Origin of the sequence: Neisseria zoodegmatis (genome assembly GCF_900187305.1) — a bacterium.
Taxonomy (GTDB): Bacteria; Pseudomonadota; Gammaproteobacteria; order Burkholderiales; family Neisseriaceae; genus Neisseria; species Neisseria zoodegmatis.
In genome coordinates, this window is sequence record NZ_LT906434.1 from 1,545,187 (window position 1) to 1,562,654 (window position 17,468).

The 17,468-nt window shown below is 49.9% G+C and carries 16 protein-coding genes and 2 tRNA genes; 6 read left to right on the forward strand and 12 right to left on the reverse strand.

Going from position 1 to position 17,468, the window contains the following annotated elements; translation table 11 throughout:
- Positions 1 to 13 precede the first annotated feature (13 nt).
- Entirely contained in the window at positions 14 to 433 is a 420-nt protein-coding gene (locus CKV66_RS07250; RefSeq protein ID WP_085362588.1) for a hypothetical protein, read from the forward strand.
- Between the two features lie 311 nt (positions 434 to 744).
- Here the strand turns inward: CKV66_RS07250 and CKV66_RS12200 are convergent, their stop codons facing one another.
- The 4 genes from CKV66_RS12200 to tkt all read right to left on the reverse strand — a co-directional run bounded on the left by CKV66_RS12200 (position 745) and on the right by tkt (position 5,663).
- On the reverse strand, positions 745 to 894 hold the full coding sequence (locus CKV66_RS12200) for a WG repeat-containing protein (protein WP_143773780.1): 150 nt from the start codon (positions 892 to 894) through the stop codon (positions 745 to 747).
- Positions 848 to 2,524 carry a WG repeat-containing protein gene (locus CKV66_RS07255; protein ID WP_085362587.1) on the reverse strand — a complete coding sequence of 559 codons (1,677 nt, stop codon included), beginning with the start codon at positions 2,522 to 2,524 and terminating at the stop codon, positions 848 to 850. Before CKV66_RS07255 ends, CKV66_RS12200 begins: the two co-directional genes overlap by 47 nt.
- 28 nt (positions 2,525 to 2,552) lie before the next feature.
- Positions 2,553 to 3,434 (reverse strand): hypothetical protein, encoded by an 882-nt coding sequence (locus tag CKV66_RS12290; RefSeq protein ID WP_085362586.1) that lies wholly within the window; start codon positions 3,432 to 3,434, stop codon positions 2,553 to 2,555.
- 237 nt (positions 3,435 to 3,671) lie between these two features.
- Positions 3,672 to 5,663, reverse strand: coding sequence for a transketolase (gene tkt, locus CKV66_RS07265; RefSeq protein ID WP_085362585.1), 1,992 nt, complete (start codon positions 5,661 to 5,663; stop codon positions 3,672 to 3,674).
- Between the two features lie 211 nt (positions 5,664 to 5,874).
- Here tkt and tadA point away from each other — a divergent pair, with 211 nt between their 5' ends.
- On the forward strand, positions 5,875 to 6,591 hold the full coding sequence (tadA, locus tag CKV66_RS07270; RefSeq protein WP_085362584.1) for a tRNA adenosine(34) deaminase TadA: 717 nt from the start codon (positions 5,875 to 5,877) through the stop codon (positions 6,589 to 6,591).
- 66 nt (positions 6,592 to 6,657) lie between these two features.
- On the opposite strand, the gene CKV66_RS07275 is transcribed toward tadA, so the two are convergent.
- Both CKV66_RS07275 and rnr read right to left on the reverse strand, forming a co-directional pair.
- Entirely contained in the window at positions 6,658 to 6,972 is a 315-nt protein-coding gene (locus CKV66_RS07275; RefSeq protein WP_085362583.1) for a hypothetical protein, read from the reverse strand.
- Positions 6,973 to 7,112: 140 nt separating this feature from the next.
- Positions 7,113 to 9,488, reverse strand: a complete 2,376-nt coding sequence (rnr, locus tag CKV66_RS07280; RefSeq protein WP_085362582.1) for a ribonuclease R — start codon at positions 9,486 to 9,488, stop codon at positions 7,113 to 7,115.
- 72 nt (positions 9,489 to 9,560) lie between these two features.
- Between rnr and CKV66_RS07285 the strand changes: the two genes are divergently transcribed.
- The 3 genes from CKV66_RS07285 (at position 9,561) to CKV66_RS07295 (ending at position 10,767) form a co-directional block, all read left to right on the forward strand.
- A tRNA-Leu gene (locus CKV66_RS07285) sits at positions 9,561 to 9,647 on the forward strand.
- Between the two features lie 65 nt (positions 9,648 to 9,712).
- A tRNA-Leu gene (locus CKV66_RS07290) sits at positions 9,713 to 9,799 on the forward strand.
- Positions 9,800 to 10,146: 347 nt separating this feature from the next.
- On the forward strand, positions 10,147 to 10,767 hold the full coding sequence (locus tag CKV66_RS07295; protein ID WP_085362581.1) for an NAD(P)H-hydrate epimerase: 621 nt from the start codon (positions 10,147 to 10,149) through the stop codon (positions 10,765 to 10,767).
- Positions 10,768 to 10,842: 75 nt separating this feature from the next.
- On the opposite strand, the gene trmA is transcribed toward CKV66_RS07295, so the two are convergent.
- From trmA to CKV66_RS07315, 4 genes are all read right to left on the reverse strand, one after another.
- Positions 10,843 to 11,934 (reverse strand): tRNA (uridine(54)-C5)-methyltransferase TrmA, encoded by a 1,092-nt coding sequence (trmA, locus tag CKV66_RS07300; protein WP_085362580.1) that lies wholly within the window; start codon positions 11,932 to 11,934, stop codon positions 10,843 to 10,845.
- A 160-nt stretch (positions 11,935 to 12,094) separates the two neighbouring features.
- Positions 12,095 to 12,985, reverse strand: coding sequence for an NAD(+) kinase (locus tag CKV66_RS07305; protein WP_085362579.1), 891 nt, complete (start codon positions 12,983 to 12,985; stop codon positions 12,095 to 12,097).
- Positions 12,986 to 13,156: 171 nt separating this feature from the next.
- Positions 13,157 to 13,444 (reverse strand): hypothetical protein, encoded by a 288-nt coding sequence (locus tag CKV66_RS07310; protein WP_085362578.1) that lies wholly within the window; start codon positions 13,442 to 13,444, stop codon positions 13,157 to 13,159.
- A 91-nt stretch (positions 13,445 to 13,535) separates the two neighbouring features.
- Positions 13,536 to 14,561: a YeiH family protein gene (locus CKV66_RS07315; protein ID WP_231990467.1), complete on the reverse strand. Its 1,026-nt coding sequence runs from the start codon at positions 14,559 to 14,561 to the stop codon at positions 13,536 to 13,538.
- A 266-nt stretch (positions 14,562 to 14,827) separates the two neighbouring features.
- Between CKV66_RS07315 and ushA the strand changes: the two genes are divergently transcribed.
- Positions 14,828 to 16,405, forward strand: coding sequence for a bifunctional UDP-sugar hydrolase/5'-nucleotidase UshA (gene ushA / locus CKV66_RS07320; RefSeq protein WP_085362577.1), 1,578 nt, complete (start codon positions 14,828 to 14,830; stop codon positions 16,403 to 16,405).
- 24 nt (positions 16,406 to 16,429) lie between these two features.
- Here ushA and CKV66_RS12205 read toward each other — a convergent pair whose 3' ends face one another.
- Together CKV66_RS12205 and CKV66_RS07325 are read right to left on the reverse strand one after the other, a co-directional pair.
- On the reverse strand, positions 16,430 to 16,612 hold the full coding sequence (locus CKV66_RS12205) for a hypothetical protein (protein ID WP_143773778.1): 183 nt from the start codon (positions 16,610 to 16,612) through the stop codon (positions 16,430 to 16,432).
- A 41-nt stretch (positions 16,613 to 16,653) separates the two neighbouring features.
- Positions 16,654 to 17,037, reverse strand: a complete 384-nt coding sequence (locus tag CKV66_RS07325) for a TonB family protein (RefSeq protein ID WP_231990468.1) — start codon at positions 17,035 to 17,037, stop codon at positions 16,654 to 16,656.
- Between the last annotated feature and the right edge of the window lie 431 nt (positions 17,038 to 17,468).

A 17,468-nucleotide genomic window follows, 5' to 3' on the forward strand; every position in this document is an offset into this window, starting at 1 on the left:
GAAACACAACGATATGGATAACAAAACCAAACTCCGCTTAGGCGGCCTCGCGGTGCTGACTGCCGCCGTATTAAGCTTGATTTTCGTCTTATTTACCGATTCTTGGCCGATTGCGATTTTGCTGGCCGTTGCCGTTGTTGCCGGCACGGTTTTCGGTTTGATTTGGTCTTCACGCCGCCAACAACGCCAGTTTCTCGAGCGTTTGAAAAAATTCGACATCGACCCCGAAAAAGGCCGCGTAAACGAAGCCAACCTGCGCCGTATGTACCACAGCGGCGGCCAAGCGCAAAAAGACGTGATTACGATTTTGTGCATGGCGCAAAAATGCTCGGTTGAAGAAGCGCACGCGATGATGAAAAACCGCCCTACCCGCCAACAAATGAACCAAATGGCGCAACAGCAAATGAAAGGCCAACGCCGCCCGCACCGCTGATATTGTCATGCCGTATAAAGTATAAAAAAGCTGCCTGATTTGTCGGGCAGCTTTTTTATATGGAGGTCGTCTGCTGTTTTTCAGACGGCCTCTTATCCACTATGGCAAGGTTGTACTAAATACCGTTTGCGGGCGTATATCTAATCCGCCCATACAAAAATGGTTTGTGATTTGAAAAGCGTTTGGGTAAACCCGTAAAGCCCGCATTGGAGAAACAGCAAAGCTCGTTTTAGCGAAGCTCACGAAGTTCGCTTTAGCGAAACTCGCAATGCTCGTTTTCAGACGGCCTCAAGCTTTTATGGAAACAAGCCCTATTGCTTGGCCACAATGCTGTTGCTGTAAAGGCTGATGTGCTTGTATTCAAAAGGTAAAACGGTTTTGCCTTGGCGGTCGATTACGCCTTTTTTGCCGTTTTTAGCTGCAACCAGCAGGCCGTGTTCGTTGAAGCAGATGTGTTGCAAGTCTGAGCCGGGAACTTTGCTGCCGGATTTTTTTTGCAGGGCTGGAAGCAGGTGTTTCGTTTGACTTTTGTGCCTTTTTACCCGGCTTGACATCTTGGTTCAACAAGGTAAAGCTATATTCAGGCTGGATGATCCATTCGCCTTGTTCATTCACGAAGCCCTCTTGGTTGAGCATGGCTTGGCGGTCGGTATCTATTTTGCGGGCGAATCCGTAGCCTTGCTTATCGAAGCCAAACACCAATTCCACGCCTTTTTCGGTAAAAGGTTCTGCTATTTCTTGGCCGTTTAGCGTGCGGTATTGATAGCTCGAGACTTGAGCTTCTGCGTCTGCTTGGGCTATTTCGAGCAAAGAGCTGTTCGGCAGATGCTTGATGCTTTCTTTTTGCGGCTTGAGCGTCCACTCTCCTTGGGCATTCAGCACGCCGTTGAGGTTTTTGTCGTCGAGAACCATCACATATTCTCCGTTATCGAGCGGTTCCAACTTTTTAAACCGCACCGGTATGCGTAGTTTGCCTGCGGAATCCATCATGCCCGTATAGCCGGTTTCTTTCGAGGTAACGCGGAACCAGCCGTTTGGAGCCATCGGGCCGCTGATATCGAGATGACTGTATTCGAGCGGCATTTTGAATATCCACTGCCCTTGCAGATCAACAAATCCTTTTTCCAAGCCGTTGCATGTTTTTACGGGGAATCTGCCTGCTTGATTCATCCAATCAACCGGAAAATATTCAAATTCGGGCGGTAAAACATCTTCTCCTTTGGCATTGACCAAGCCGTAGCATTTTTTGCCGTCTTGCTGTTTTATCGACATCCACAGCTCGAAATTTTGCGGATTGCGGAAAGGAATCAAGCGGTTGTAAGCGCGTTGTTTAAAATCTTGCGGGTTAATCAGCCAGCTGCCGTTAACGTCGAACAGCCCCACCGTTTGCGTGCCGGCATTGTCGTAAACCATGGCGCTGTTTGCTTTATCACTCGGAAAGAACAAAGAAACTGCCGTACCGGCATCTTGCTGTATGCGGGCTTGGTGCTTTTGGGCTTTTTCTGAGGCCGTCTGAAATTTGCCGGGGAAAAGTTGCTGCAATTTTTGAAGCAGCAAAGCATCAATATCGGGATGCCACTTGCTCACAAACGGTTCGGCCAGCCATTCGCCTTCTGCATTGATGATGCCCATTTTGGAAGACGACCCGCGGTTTCTTTTGGCGAGTGTTCGGGCATCCAAACAGTGTTTTTTGCGTTGCGCTTTGGAAGCCGGTTGCTCGGGCTTTTTCTCCGACATAAACAAAGTCGCCAAAAGCTTTTTTTCTTCCTGCATCAAATTCTTTTCGATGTTCGGAATGGCGGTGAGCGGGTAAATGAAACCATCTTGTTCGGCGATTTTGGCCGTGCCGTTTTTATCCAGCAAGGTGTAGCGGGTTTCCGCAGAAACTTTACACTCGGGGTACAGCGGTTTTTCAATCACATAAAACAAAACGCTTTCATCGTTTGCTTGGGCGGCAGGCGCGTTTTTTTCAGTTTCAGACGGCATCACGTCTGTTTTTTCCTCAACCGCAGCGGACATATCGGGCGCGGTGCGGCTGGCACATGCGGCAAACAGTAAAGGCAGGCAAAGGGCTAATAAACGTAATTTCATTCGGATTCCTTGATGGGCGTGCGAAAACCTATTCATCAGCTTTGTTTTGTTTAGGGGTTTCCGTATTCGATTGGGTATTCGGCGATGATTTTTCAGCCGGAAGGCTGGCTTGGACTTTCTTTTTCTTTGCGGCAGGCTCGCGGCCATATACATCGCGTTCGGTGTCGATAATTTTTTGTTTGATAAAGCGGTAGCTTTCCGTGGCAGGCTCAACGGTGGAAAGCGTACCGTCTTCAAGCCGGTATTGGATTTCTATTGTGGTTTTGCGGTTTGTTTCTTTGCGGGCATTTAAAGACATTGCCATCTGCCCGTTGAGATACCAGTGCTTGCGGCTTTCTTCATATTCGATTCGGCCGCTCGTGCGCGACCACTCATCTATTTTCTTACCTTTGTAGTAGATGGTTTCGCTGCTGCCGTTTTCGCTTAAACGCTGCTCGGCGCACATGGAGCCGTCGTCGCAGAAGCCGATGCGGTTGAACTGCTTGTTGTCGTGGTTGAAATAAACTGCATCCAGCTTGCCTTCAGGCGTATAAACGGCCAAATATCCGCGAACGCTGCTGGTGAGCGGGCTTTCGATATTAACGCCGTAAAACACATCGGTTTGCTTGCGCCCGTCGGCAAAGAAGTCTTGCATCAGATAAAGGCCGTTATCCTGCAAGCCGTAAGATTCGCGGTAAAAGCCTTTGGGATCGGCCTGCTCTTTAACATTCCATTCAGCATCAAAATAAATTACTTTTTGCACCGGCAAGCCTTTTGCCGCTTCTTGAGCCGCAGCCGTGCGCTTCAAAAAATCCGCTTGGGTTTGCGGAAGCTCGTTGATATTGGTATAGACGTTGCGATCTTCTTTCGGCGTAGATTGGCAGGCACTCAGCACTAGGGAAAGCAATACAGGCAAAACAGCTTTTTTCATCAAAAATTCCTGGCAAACGAAGTTGCATTGACAACTGGAAAAATATTGAGAAGGCATAATATCGAAGTTATGATAATACCGCCATATAATCGTTTATGCGGTTTGAAAATGCGGAAGAACGTGCGTTCCGCTATATTCAACGGGATGATGTTTGTAGCGGTTATTGTACGACGATTTTAAATCAAAGGCCGTCTGAAAAATATTTTTCAGACGGCCTCTTTCACAACTAGCCTGTGCTTAACCTTTCAGCACGGCTTTTACGGTATTTACCACATTATCAACGGTAAAGCCGAATTCTTTAAACAGCAGTTCTGCCGGAGCCGATTCACCGAAGCGGTCGAGGCCGACTACGGCACCGTTCAGGCCGACGTATTTGTACCAGCCGTCGGTAACGCCTGCTTCAACGGCGATGCGCGGCAGGTTTTGCGGCAGTACGCTGTTGCGGTAGGCGGCATCTTGCCGGTCGAATACGTTGGTGGAAGGCATGGAAACGACGTTTACGGCAATGCCTTGTTCGGCCAATGCTTTTTGTGCATTCAAAGCCAACTCGACTTCGGAACCGGTGGCGATTACCACGGCTTGGGCTTGGCCGTTTTCGGCTTCGCTGATGACATAGCCGCCGCGTTTAATATTATCCAACTGTGCTTGGCTGCGCGGGATGAACGGCAGGTTTTGGCGGCTGAAAATCAGGCAGCTCGGATGGTCTGCGGCTTTGGCGGCTTCTGCCCATGCCACCAACGATTCGGCTGTGTCGCACGGCCGCCATACGGCCATGTTGGGAATCAGGCGCAGGGTGGCGGTTTGCTCGACAGGTTGGTGGGTGGGGCCGTCTTCGCCGAGGCCGATGGAGTCGTGGGTAAACACGAAAATCGGGTTGATTTTCATCAGCGAGGCCATGCGCAGGGCGTTGCGGGCGTATTCGCTGAACATCAGGAAGGTTGCGCCGAAGGGTTTTAGGCCGCCGTGCAGGGTCATGCCGTTCATGATGGCGGCCATGCCGAATTCGCGCACGCCGTAGTGGATATAGTTGCCGCCGTTTTCGGCGGTTACGGCTTTACTTGCCGACCAATCGGTAAGGTTCGACGGGGTAAGGTCGGCGGAACCGCCTACAAATTCGGGCAAGACTTTAGTGAGGATTTCAATGCTGTTTTGGCTGGCCTTGCGGGTGGCGATTTTTTCGGCTTTACCGCACACTTCTTTTAAGGCCGTCTGAACATAGGTATCGAAGTTTTCCGGCAGTTTGTTATCCATGCGGCGCACGAACTCGGCGGCTTCGGCGGGGAATTTTTCTTGATAACGGGCGAATTTTTCGTTCCATTCGGCTTCGAGTTTCGCGCCTTTTTCTTTGGCGCTCCACGCGGCGTAAACGTCTTGCGGGATTTCAAACGGGCCGTGGTTCCAGCCCAAATGTTTGCGGGTGGCTTCGATTTCTTCGGTTCCCAGCGGTGCGCCGTGGGTTTTGTGGCTGCCTTCTTTGGTGGCCGCGCCTTTGCCGATTAAGGTTTTGCAGCAGATGATGGAAGGTTTGCCGGTTTCGGCTTTGGCCGCTTCGATGGCCGTCTGAATGGCGGCGGTGTCGTGGCCGTTTACGTTCGGCACCACATGCCAGCCGTAGCTTTCAAAGCGTTGCGGAATGTTTTCGGTAAACCAGCCGTCGACTTTGCCGTCGATAGAGATATTGTTGTCGTCGTAGAGCACGATCAGTTTGCCCAAGCCCAAAGTGCCGGCCAGCGAGCAGGCTTCGTGCGACACGCCTTCCATCAGGCAGCCGTCGCCCAAGAACACATAAGTGTGGTGGTCGACAATATCGAGGCCGTCTTTATTGAATTCGGCGGCGAGGATTTTTTCGGCCAACGCCATGCCGACTGCGTTGGCAATGCCTTGCCCCAACGGGCCGGTGGTGGTTTCCACGCCGTCGGTGTAGCCGTATTCGGGGTGGCCGGGGGTTTTGCTGTGCAGTTGGCGGAAGTTTTTCAGGTCTTCAATGGATACGTTGTAGCCGGTAAGGTGCAGTAGGCTGTAAAGAATCATTGATGCGTGGCCGTTGGATAATACGAAGCGGTCGCGGTTGTAGAATTTGGGGTTGGCGGGGTTGTGGTTTAAAAATTTCGTCCACAGCACTTCGGCCATTTCAGCCATGCCCATCGGCGCACCGGGGTGGCCGGAATTGGCTTTTTGAACTGCGTCGACGGAAAGAAAACGGATGGCGTTTGCCAGTTGAGAAGCCATTTGGATACCTTTGTTGTTTAGGGGTAAAAACGCTTGGATTATCGCCCGATTCTCAAGGCGTTTCAAGGCGGTTTCAGACGGCCTGAAGGATTTTTGATGGGGATGGGCAAGGCAAACGGATGATTGTTTGGATACTTGCCGTTGCTCAAGTATCTTGCCCGGCTTATATCTTGTAAAATCTTCCTCTTTCTTTTCAGACGGCCTGTTTCCGATGCAGCTTACCCATCCTCCGCTCACGCTTAATGTTTTGCACACGTTAAATTCGCTCGGCATTCAAACGCTTGAGGATTTGCACGCGCATGGTTCGGTTAAGGCATTTTTGCTGCTGAAGGCCGCTGGATTAACGATTACCCGCAGCACTTTGTGGCAGCTTGAGGCTTTAATTCGTGGTGTTAAACCGCAAGACTTGAGGCCGTCTGAAAAAGCCGAGCTGCTGGAAAAGTTGAAGCAACATCCGCCCGTTGATGTTTTTCCGCCATTGGCAGAGATGGAACATTTTATGCGCGAGGCGTTGGCGCAGGCCGAACAGTCGGCAGCGATGGGGGAAATACCGGTCGGCGCGGTGGTGGTGCGTAACGGCGAAGTGATTGCCGCTGCGCACAATACTTGCGTTACCGGATGCAGTATCAGCCGACACGCTGAAATCAATGTGCTGTCGGCGGCGGGGGAAGTTTTGAAGAATTACCGTTTGGACGGCTGCGATGTGTATATCACTTTAGAGCCGTGCAGCATGTGTACGGGCGCGTTGATTCAGGCGCGGGTGCGGCGGGTTATTTATGGCGCGGCAGAACCGAAAACCGGTGCGGCAGGAAGCGTGTGCGATTTGTTTGCGAATAGCCGTCTTAACAGCCATACGGCGGTCAAAGGCGGGATTTTGGCGGATGCGTGTGGCGAGATGTTGAAGCGGTTTTTTAGTAGTCGGCGTTAATACTATAAAGAAAGCGGAAAAGTATTTACTTTTCCGCAGCGGTTCTTATTTCTTTTCCTGCCCCACTCAGGTGTTCTGATGATTTATGGAGAATTTTTCTTCTAATGACTTGGCTACAAAATCTATGCATTCTTGCGGGCTTTGAAAAGTCCTTACATCTAAATTTATTGAGTGGGAATGACCGTCTATAACGTAAATACTTTCATCAGGCCTATATCTCACAAAAGAACACTGCAGAGAATAGGTATCCAATCGAAACAATTCCCCCTTGAAGCCATTAGGCGTTTTAAGTATTTCAAGTCTGTACACCAGACCATCATCAGCAGTTTCAATGACATCGAATACGACAGTCTTTACCACTTCGTTGTAATGAATAGGCATATTCAATTCCTTAAATTTCTTATCACAAACAGAGTGTTTGGCCTGTGTTTCACTCACTACAATAAATAGCAGAAGGCCGTCTGAAAGCAAGTTTTGTGAGCTTGGCGAAACCCACTAAGCGGGTCTCGCCAAATAAGCGGTTAACGCTTCTTACGATTGACTTTGGTGCTTTCACTACGGCTGCGTTTTTTCCGCTTTTCTTCGTGAGATTTATGGTCGGATGAAGCTTTAGCGCCCGACTTCACTTTAACCGTAATTCCCCGTTTGCTGCGTGCAGCCGGTGCTGCCGAGGCCGTCTGAACGCCGGCTTTTCTGTTTTTCTTTCGTGGCACTTCGCCGCCGCTGATCAGGGTTAAGTCAATTTTGCTGGTATCCAAATCGGCGCGTGCTACTTTCACGGTAACGCGGTCGCCCATATTGAAGCGCACGCCGCTGCGTTCGCCCTGCATGGCCATGATTTCGGGGCGGTAGTTGAAGTAGTCTTCGCCCAAATCGCTGATATGGATCATGCCTTCGATATGGAGGTTGTCTAAAGTGACGAAAATGCCGAAATTGGCCATGCCGCTGATACGGCCTTCAAACACTTCGCCGATCTTGTCGCGCATGTAGTAGGTTTTCAGCCAATTTTCCACATCGCGGCTGGCATCGTCGGCGCGGCGTTCGCAGAATGAAGTGTGTACGCCCAAAGCCTGCCAAGATTCCGGTTTGTACTGTTTGCCTTGCAGCACGGCTTTGATGGCACGGTGTACGGTCAAATCGGGATAACGGCGGATGGGCGAAGTGAAGTGGGTATAGGCTTCATAAGCCAGCCCGAAATGGCCTTGGTTGCCGGGTTCGTAAACCGCCTGCTGCATGGAGCGCAACAACATTACTTGAAGCAGTTCGGCATCGGGGCGCTCTGCAAACTGTTCGGCCAAGAGTGCGTAATCTTTCGGTGCCGGATTGTCTCCGCCGCCCAGATGCAGGCCGAGTAAGCCGAGCTGTTCGCGTAAAACCGCCAGTTTTTCAGGCGTGGGGCCTAAGTGGTTGCGGAAAAGCGAAGGATGCTTGTGTTTCAGCAAGAATTCAGCCGCACACACATTGGCTGCCAACATACATTCTTCAATCAGCTTATGCGCATCATTACGGACAACCGGCACGATACGCTCGATTTTGCCGTTGTCGTCAAAAATCATCTGCGTTTCGGTGCTTTCAAACTCCATCGCGCCGCGTTTTTGGCGTTTGTCCTGCAAAATCTGAAAGAGTTTGTATAAGGGTTCGATTTGCGCTTTGTGCGGGTAATCGCCGCCCTGCTCTATCCAATCCCAAACCTGCGTGTAGGTTAAGCGTGCGTGCGAACGCATTACTGCCGGATAGAATGTGTATTCTTTAATATTGCCGGCATACGTTACCACCATGTCGCACACCATACACAGACGGTCTACATCGGGATTCAGCGAACAAATGCCGTTGGATAGGCTTTCCGGCAACATCGGAATCACGCGGCGCGGAAAATACACGCTGGTGGCGCGTTCTTGGGCATCTTTATCGATTGCGTCGTTGGGGCGCACATAGTGGCTGACGTCGGCAATCGCCACAATCAGCCGGTAGTTGCGGCCTTGTTTTTCGGCATAAACCGCATCGTCGAAGTCGCGCGCGGTTTCGCCGTCTATCGTAACCAAAGGCAGGTCGCGCAAATCGATGCGGTCTTTGATGTCTTGCGGTGTAACGTGATCGGGAATGTTTTCGGCAGCCTGCAAACAGGCTTCGCTGAAAATATGCGGCAGTTGGTGTTTGCGAACGGCGATTTCGATTTCCATACCGCTGTCGGCATAATCGCCCAATACCTCAATCAGTTTGGCAACCGCCGGGCGGTGGCCGTCGGGATAGCTTTCGATTTCCGCTACAACCACTTGGCCGGATTCGGGTTTCAGTTCGGCCAAGCCTTCAGGCTCCAGCACGATGCTTTGGGTTAAGCGGTGGTCTTCAGGCTCGAGAATGGCGATGCCGCGTTCGACATAAAAACGCCCAACCACTTGTTTCTGGCCGCGTTCGACAATATCCAGCACCTGCCCTTCGCGGCGCCCGCGCCTGTCGGTACCCGCCGGACGCACGGTCACAATATCGCCGTGCATCAGGCCGCGCATTTGGCGTTCGTATAACACAAAATCGCCTTCACCGGTCGGCATTAAAGGTACGGCAAAGCCGAATCCGTCTTTATGGGCTTCGATACGGCATTTCACCAAAGCCAGTTTGTCTGCCGCACAAACGGCCCCGCGGCGGTTGATCAACACTTGCCCGTCGCGCGCCATCGCTTTGATGCGGCGTTCAAAAAATTCGTATTCTTCCCGAGTAACCGAGAGTTTCCCCGCTAAAACAGGAATCTGCAAAGGCACGCCTTCCTGCTCTAATAATTCGATAACCCATTCGCGGCTGGGCAGCGGATGCTCGTAACGTTGCTGCTCACGGCTCAAAAAAGGATCTTTCTCTCTTAAACTGAGAGACTTAGTATTTTTCTTCATTTTGATGATTGACAATCTTTCATTTAAATATATAATTCACATCTCTTTGCAGACGACACTTTAACGTAAAGCAAAGATTAAAGCAAAGCCCAGGTGGCGGAATTGGTAGACGCGCTAGCTTCAGGTGCTAGTATCTTCACGGGTGTGGAAGTTCGAGTCTTCTCCTGGGCACCATCAGTTTCCGGTTAGGAAACATTATTTTTGCTTTAAGGCAGTAAAAACACAGAAAAATCAACGTGGCCCAGGTGGCGGAATTGGTAGACGCGCTAGCTTCAGGTGCTAGTATCCTCACGGGTGTGGAAGTTCGAGTCTTCTCCTGGGCACCAAAAAATACTCCGGTTTGAAACCGGATTTTTTATTGCCTGTAAGGTATGGATTTTAATTATTTTTACATAAAGCAATTCAATATTCATAGCCAAACTGCCGCATTTTAGCTGCAAAGCAGTGGCAGACTATCTTCAGCTTGTTCTCATTTAAACGTTTTCATTTTTCGGCATTAAGATCGAAAACGGTTTTATTGGGCAATATTTAATCCGCCTCAATACCTTACCTTGCTTTTTGAGCATGGTTTTTTCTACAATATCAAGGCCGTCTGAAAGCGAACTTTATAAGTTTTGCTAAAAGTTTTCAGACGGCCTTATTCTATATAAACCCTGTATTGAAGGGAGTTGCCATGAAAATCTGCACTGCTGCCGAGATGCGCCGCTATGAACAGGAAGCTGTCGATGCGGGTACGAGTTTTGAGCAATTGATGGAAAATGCCGGTCAAGGTGCGGCGGCCGATATACTGAAACGCTACCCTAACGCCGGCCGCGCTTTGATTGTGTGCGGCAAGGGAAACAACGGCGGCGACGGTTTGGTCATCGCGCGGGTTCTCCAACAGCACGGTTGGCAGGCCGACATTGTTTTTTTATTGGGCGATGAAGTATCGGAACTCGCTGCTTTAAACCGCAGTCGTTTGGAACATCTGCCGGGTATTGAGTTTATATTGCCGGATAAGCTGAAAGGCCGTCTGAAAGAACATTACGACTTGATTATCGAAGGGATTTTCGGCACCGGGTTCAGCGGTGATTTGCCTGCATCGGTGGCGCAAACCTGCCGATTGTTAAACGTTTCAGACGGCATCAAGATTGCCTTGGATATTCCCACGGGTTTAAACGGCGATACGGGTGAGGCGGATAAAGATGCGTTTAAGGCTGACCTCACTTATACCTTTGCCGCGTTCAAGCCGGGGCATTTCAGCCCGGCGGGAAAAGAGTTGTGTGGCGAGATTGTGTGCATTGATATTGTTTGAATAAAAACCAAAGCCGTATGCAAACAAGCATACGGCTTTGGTTTAACTGCGGTTTGGGCGCATGCAATATCAGGCTTATTTTTTCTCCAGCCAAACGCCGCTTTCGATATGATGGGTAAACGGAAACTGGTCAAACAAGGCCATGCGGCGGACGTGGTGCGTGGCGGACAATACTTCCAAATTCTGATGCAAGGTTTCAGGGTTGCAGGAAATATAGATGATATTTTCGAACTGTTGCACCAGCTTTAAGGTTTCTTGGTCGATGCCGGCGCGCGGCGGGTCAACGAAAATTGTGGAAAAGCGGTAATCATCTAATGAAATCCCCTGCTCTTTCAGACGGCGGAATTCGCGTGCGCCGGTGTAGGCTTCGGTAAATTCTTCTGCCGACAATCTGGCTATTTTGACGTTGCTGCTGAGATTGGCTTCTATGTTCCATAATGCCGCCTGAACGGAGGTTTTCGACACTTCCGTTGCCAGCACTTGGTCAAAATAGCGTGCCAAAGGCAAAGTAAAATTGCCGTTGCCGCAATACAGTTCGAGCATGTCGCCGCCCAAAGGTTGCGCTACATTGCATGCCCAAGCCAGCATGTGTTCGCACATTTGCGCGTTGGGCTGGGTAAAGCTGCCTTCGTATTGGCGGTAAATAAAAGGCTCGCCGTTAACGTGCAGCGTTTCGGTCACAAAATCTTCAACCAACACGATTTTTTGCCCTTTGCTGCGGCCGATGATGCGGATACCGAGTTTTTCCTGCACATCGCGTGCTGCGGCCTGCCATGTTTCATCCAGTTTTTTGTGGTAAATCATGGTAACCAGCATCTCGCCGCTCAAGGTAGCCAAAAACTCAACCTGATACCAGCGGTTTTTCAATACCGGCACGCTATCGGCTGCCTGCATCAGCTGCGGCATCAGCCGATTGATGGCTTCACAGGCAGGGTCGAACGAATCGCAGCGCACCAGCGTAGCACCGCCTGCTTTGCGGCCGGCTTCAAACATGGCGTAAAACATTTCATCGCCTTCATGCCACACGCGGAATTCGGCGCGCATGCGGTAGTGTTTGGCCGGCGAGGCGAAGACTTCTAATTCGGGCGTGGGAACGGATGAAAATAATGCTTTGATATAATTGATTTTATCGTTTAGCTGTTGCTGATAATCGGCTGGTTGCGTCACAACGGGAAGTCCTTACGGAGGAAACTGAAAGGGGCAATTATACAGGCAGCCGGACGGTCTAAGTAGCCGTTCGCTGCTTCATAGTATTTTGGGGAACGCTATGTATTTTAGAAAATGTGTTTGAGATTGCTTTATGGGGCCGATGATTTGAGATGTTGAATCAAACCAACTGCTCGCCCCAATGCAATTTTTGGCGCAATGTCTTGTAGTATTGGTAATCGGTGGGATGCAATACGCGCAGCGGGTGGCGGTAGCGGTGGATTTTTATGCGGTCGAAATTTTGCACGTCTATAAAGGACTGCCCGTCAAAATGAACACGGGCGTCGCCGCTTTTGGTAATCAGAATTTCAATTTCGCAAGTGTCGGCAATGGCAATCGGGCGGTTGGTCATCGACTGCGGACAAATCGGCACCAGTGTAAACGCCCGCAAGCTGGCCTGCATAATCGGCCCGCCTGCCGCCAGTGCATAGGCGGTGGAGCCTGTGGGCGTAGAAACGATGAGGCCGTCCGAACGCTGGGTATAGACAAATTCTCTGTCGATAAAGACTTCAAATTCAATCATCTGCCCTGCCCCGCCGCGGGATAAAACCACGTCGTTTAAGGCGAGAGAAGTCGTAACCGTTTCGCCGTTGCGGATTAAAGAGGTTTCGAGAAGAATCCGCTCTTCGGGCAGATATTTGCCCGACAGCATGCCGTTTAGAATCTGCGTCATCTGCTCGCGCGGCACTTGTGTCAGAAAGCCGAGATGGCCTTGGTTGACGCCGATGATCGGCACTCTGAACGGGGCAATCACGCGGGCAACGGAGAGAAAGGTGCCGTCTCCGCCAAGCACGATCACCAAATCGCACTTCTTGCCGAACTCGGCTTTTTCGATCACCTTGCACACGTCAACGTCTTCAGCGCACACCGAGCCGTCGTCAATGCTGGCTTTGTCTAAATAAATATCCAGCTCTTTGCTGCCGAGAAACTCAACCAAGGTATGCAGGGTTTCCTGAATATTGGGTGTCTGCGGGCGGGGAACGATGCCGATGTGTTTAAATTGGCTGATCATGGCGGGAAAACCGTGCGGTCTGAGATGCTTGGATTATAGCGGTTTTTGTGCCGCTTCTGAAAGTGTATGCAGCTGAAATAGTGCTTGAAATCCATTTCAGACAGTCTCGAAAGATTTGGCAGAAACTGCCTGCATTAAGGCCGTCTGAAAAAGTATCGGAGCGGAAAAGTTTTATTGCTTAAACGGCAGCCAGATTCGTGCCAGAAAATACATCAGCGCACCGCCACCGCCAAGCACGGCGAAAATGATGCCTTTTTTGCGTGCATTCGGGCAAAACCAATATACGGCGAGGCTGAAGCTGAAAAACAGCGCGCTTACCACCCAAACCAGTTGTTTGTCTTTAAAGCGGTTGAGGGTGTAACTTTCGGTCATCATAACGTACATCTGCCACAAAGCCGCCATCGACATGCAGATAACGCCTGCGGGCAGAAAGAAAAGACCGATCAGTTCTTTATTCATGATGAAAAGGCCGTCTGGAAAAATAAACGCAGATTATAGCAAAGGCCGTCTGAAAAGTTCAGACGGCCTGTTTTAACCGTGCATATTGTTGTCATTTAAGCAGCAAGTAAACCATATAAGACAACGCTCCTCCACCAGCAAGCAGCCACAAAGCCAATACGCCCGCCAGTAGCAGCGGCTTGATACCCGCCGCCCTTACCGCCTGCCAACGTGTCGTCAACCCCAATGCAAACATCGCCGTAGTAAGCAGCAAAGTATCCAAGGTCAATATCGCTTTGTGGATTTCAGACGGCAGCGGAAACCAGCTGTTCCATGCCACCATAGCCAAAAATGCCGGTACAAACCACGGCATTACCAGCCTCCCGCCGCTTGTTTGCTTGCTGCGGTCACCCATCACAAAAGGCAATGCCATAATCAACGGTGCCAGCAACATGACCCGAATCATCTTGGTCATCACCGCCACATCCGCAACAGTCGGATTCACCGCCGCGCCCGCCGCCGCAACCTGAGCCACTTCATGCACGGTTGAGCCGGTGTAAATGCCCCAAGCAAACCAAGCGGCGACAGAGGCATCGTTTGGCAGTAACCAAACGGCCAGCAGCGGATAAACAAACATCGCCAGCGTGCCGAACACCACCACGGTTGCCACGGCCACACCCACATCACGTTCCTGTGCTTTGAGTACGGGTTGCACGGCCAACACCGCCGCCGCTCCGCATACCGCACTGCCCGCACCGACCAAAGCGGCCGTTTTGTTTTCCAGCCCGAACCGCCGCCCCAGCTTCAAGGCCAGCATCATCGTTCCGGCTACGATTGCTGCATCCACCAGCAATGCCGGCCAGCCTACATAAGCGATTTGCGCCAGAGTCAACCTGAAGCCGTACAGCATGATGCCCACCCGCAGCAGATGGGTTTTACTCAACGCAATGCCTTGAGGCAACAAAGCCGGTGTGCGCAGAAAAACGGTGTTGCCCAGTAACATGCCTGCCACAATAGCCAATGTGAGCGGGCTGATGCCCCAACCGGCCAGCACGGGCGATTCTGCCAGCAGCATACACAGCAGCGACACCGCCGCCAGCGGCACTAGCTGGATAAGCCCAAACCTGCTTTTCTGCACTTCAGTTTCCTTTTGATTATAAGTATTTGTTTCATGTTGTTATGAGGCCGTCTGAATGAAGTTATGCTTTCTTTTTTCAGACGGCCTTCAGCGCTTCTTATTACTAGAGTTTTCACTCATTATTTGAGGAAAGGATTTGCTAAATAATGTAAACTGTTTCTATAGTAATATAAAATCTAAGTTCGCGGCTGTGTCATTGCGCGTCGTTTTGATTGTATTGTAAATCGGATTAGTCCCTATCACCTTAAAACGAAGGAAGTGCCGTCATGAAAAAAATCCTGCTCATCACCCTGCTCGCTCCCGCTTTTGCCCAAGCTTACCAAAGCGGAAAAACCTACCACATTACCGTTTTGCACACTAACGACACCCACGGCCGTTTTTGGCCGAACGCCCGCGGTGAATACGGTATGGCCGCCCATCAGACTTTGGTCAAACAAATCAGGCAGGAAGTGAAACAGAAAGGCGGTTCGCTGCTGGTGCTGAGTGCCGGCGACATCAATACCGGCGTGCCTGAGTCGGACGTCAACAACGCCCGTCCCGACATCGAAGCCATGAACGCCATCGGTTATCAGGCTATGGCTTTGGGTAATCACGAATTCGACAATCCGCTGCAAATGCTCGGCATGCAGGAAAAATGGGCGAAGTTTCCCTTTATTTCCGCCAATATCCGCCACAAAAAAACCGGCAAATATCTGGTGAAACCCTATGTGATGATGCGTGAGAAAGGACTGCGCATCGCCGTGGTGGGCTTAACCACTGAAGAAACCGCCACCGCCGCCAATTTGGTGTACACCGAAAACATCATTATCGACAACACCGAGCGCTCCGCATCGAAAGCCCTAAACAACCTCAAACGCCGCAAGCCCGATATTAAAATCGCCCTCACCCACTTGGGTTACCGCAGCGACATCAAACTGGCCAATGCCTTGCCTTCAAAATCCTTCGACATGATTATCGGCGGTCACAGCCATACCCCCGTGTGCGTAGATTCGGAAGGCCGTCTGAAAAAAGACTATCGCCCCGGCGAGGCTTGCCAACCCGATTTCCAAAACGGCACATGGATTATGCAGGCCGGCGAATGGGGCAAATATTTGGGGCGCGCCGACTTCACGTTTAAAGACGGCAAGCTGACGCTGAAATCCTACCAACTCATTCCCGTTAACCTGAAATACAAAACCGAAACGGCCGACGGCAAAACCGAATACGTTTTATATCAAAAAGAGATACCGCAAGATGAAAAGCTGGCAGGCCGTCTGAAAAAATATCAAGACGAAGCGGATAAAAAACTCAGCATCGAAGTCGGCAGCGTAAACGGCAAGCTCGAAGGCGACCGCAGCGTTGTCCGCCACCAACCCACCAACCTCGGCCGCTTGATTGCCCGCGCCCAACGCGAACGCACGGGTGCCGATGTATCGGTGATGAACGGCGGCGGCATCCGCGATTCCATCCAAGCCGGCAAAGTCAGCTACAAAGATATTCTGCGCGTACAGCCTTTCGGCAACATCATCAGCTATGTGGGGCTGACCGGCAGCGAGTTACGCGAATACCTGCAAACCATCAGCAAAATCAAACCCGGCTCGGGCGGCTATCCGCAATTTGACAATGTTTCTTTCGACGTTGATAAAGAAGGCGTGATCAGCAATATCCTCATCGGCGGCAAACCCTTGCAAGAACAACAAGTTTACCGCCTCGCACTTTCCGATTTTCTGGCCAACGGCGGGGATCATTATCCCAAAGTGGCCGACAGACCTTCTTATGTGAACACAGGCTTCGTCGATGCCGATGTACTGAAACTCTACTTTGAACGGCATTCTCCGGTAGATGTGTCGCAGTTTGAGAAATAAAGATTGTTCTTTTCTATGAAACTTTTAAAGCAGCAGATACTGAAATTTCTGCTGCTTTAATGTTTGCTTATACAGCTCAGAAGTTGTTGCAGTTGCTATCAACTTTTTCAGACGGCCTCTTGCTTCCTTCGGTTTGTAGTCTGTTGCTGTTAAGTCGCCACCAAGTTTGCAAAGCAACCTTTTATAAACAAAAGCACTTTTATCCAACCAGATAAAAGTGCTTTCTTATTGAACATCAGCAGCAATGCTTAGCGGCTCAAACCTGCATGTTGAATCGGAGCGGTTTTGCTGAAATTAATTTCTTTGATGGCGCTGAAATGGATTGAATCGCCATTCATGGTTACCGGGCGCATATATTGTGTACGGATCCAGCTCACTGCATCTGCATCGATTTTTTTGGAGCCGCTGCTGCGCACAACACGAGCATCATTAACTTGGCCTGACGCGTCGATATCGATGCTCAAAGCCAAATTACCGATAATCGGCTGAACGGCTTCAGAAGCTTTTTGATGAAAGGTAATATCTTGGGCAAGAGTCGTTTGCGCGGCTGACAGGAGCATAAAAGCAAATACGGTGGAAAGAGCACGTTTGATTTTCATTATATTATCCTTGTTCGTAATGTGTTTGGCCATCTTTGAATCATTAAATGCCAAAATATTTAAATATATTGAGAAAAATATAATTATTTTGGTATTCAATTAAAATATTACACTTTTCTTGTTATGTATTCTGCATGATGGTAAATAATATTGCAAGCACTAAATTGGGATAATCGGAAAATATTTTAGATATTCGGATTATTTGAAAGTTTGAAAATAATTTAATTTGAACTTATATCTCCAATAACTAATTCTTGAAATATTTTTATTTTGGTTATTTATTATTTAATAACAACAGCTTGATCAAGCCACAATCTGTTACTTTTCTTGAGTTTAACGGCAATTCTAAAAGATACCGTTTGTTTCTTTTAAGTACCGATTGTCTCTTATATGCAACTCGTATAATCCGTCTTTATCCAAAGATTTTCCATTTTCGGAGAATGGAACTGCCGCCGCAAAATGAA

Excerpts from the sequence above, each read along its gene's own strand:
- CKV66_RS07250 (WP_085362588.1), top strand. The coding sequence starts at position 14 with ATGGATAACAAAACCAAACTCCGCTTAGGCGGCCTCGCGGTGCTGACT.
- tadA (WP_085362584.1), top strand. The coding sequence starts at position 5,875 with ATGCAGCTTACCCATCCTCCGCTCACGCTTAATGTTTTGCACACGTTA.
- CKV66_RS07275 (WP_085362583.1), bottom strand. The coding sequence starts at position 6,972 with ATGCCTATTCATTACAACGAAGTGGTAAAGACTGTCGTATTCGATGTC.
- tkt (WP_085362585.1), bottom strand. The coding sequence starts at position 5,663 with ATGGCTTCTCAACTGGCAAACGCCATCCGTTTTCTTTCCGTCGACGCA.
- CKV66_RS07310 (WP_085362578.1), bottom strand. The coding sequence starts at position 13,444 with ATGAATAAAGAACTGATCGGTCTTTTCTTTCTGCCCGCAGGCGTTATC.
- CKV66_RS12290 (WP_085362586.1), bottom strand. The coding sequence starts at position 3,434 with ATGAAAAAAGCTGTTTTGCCTGTATTGCTTTCCCTAGTGCTGAGTGCC.
- CKV66_RS07255 (WP_085362587.1), bottom strand. The coding sequence starts at position 2,524 with ATGAAATTACGTTTATTAGCCCTTTGCCTGCCTTTACTGTTTGCCGCA.
- ushA (WP_085362577.1), top strand. The coding sequence starts at position 14,828 with ATGAAAAAAATCCTGCTCATCACCCTGCTCGCTCCCGCTTTTGCCCAA.
- CKV66_RS07295 (WP_085362581.1), top strand. The coding sequence starts at position 10,147 with ATGAAAATCTGCACTGCTGCCGAGATGCGCCGCTATGAACAGGAAGCT.
- CKV66_RS07305 (WP_085362579.1), bottom strand. The coding sequence starts at position 12,985 with ATGATCAGCCAATTTAAACACATCGGCATCGTTCCCCGCCCGCAGACA.
- CKV66_RS07325 (WP_231990468.1), bottom strand. The coding sequence starts at position 17,037 with ATGGCCAAACACATTACGAACAAGGATAATATAATGAAAATCAAACGT.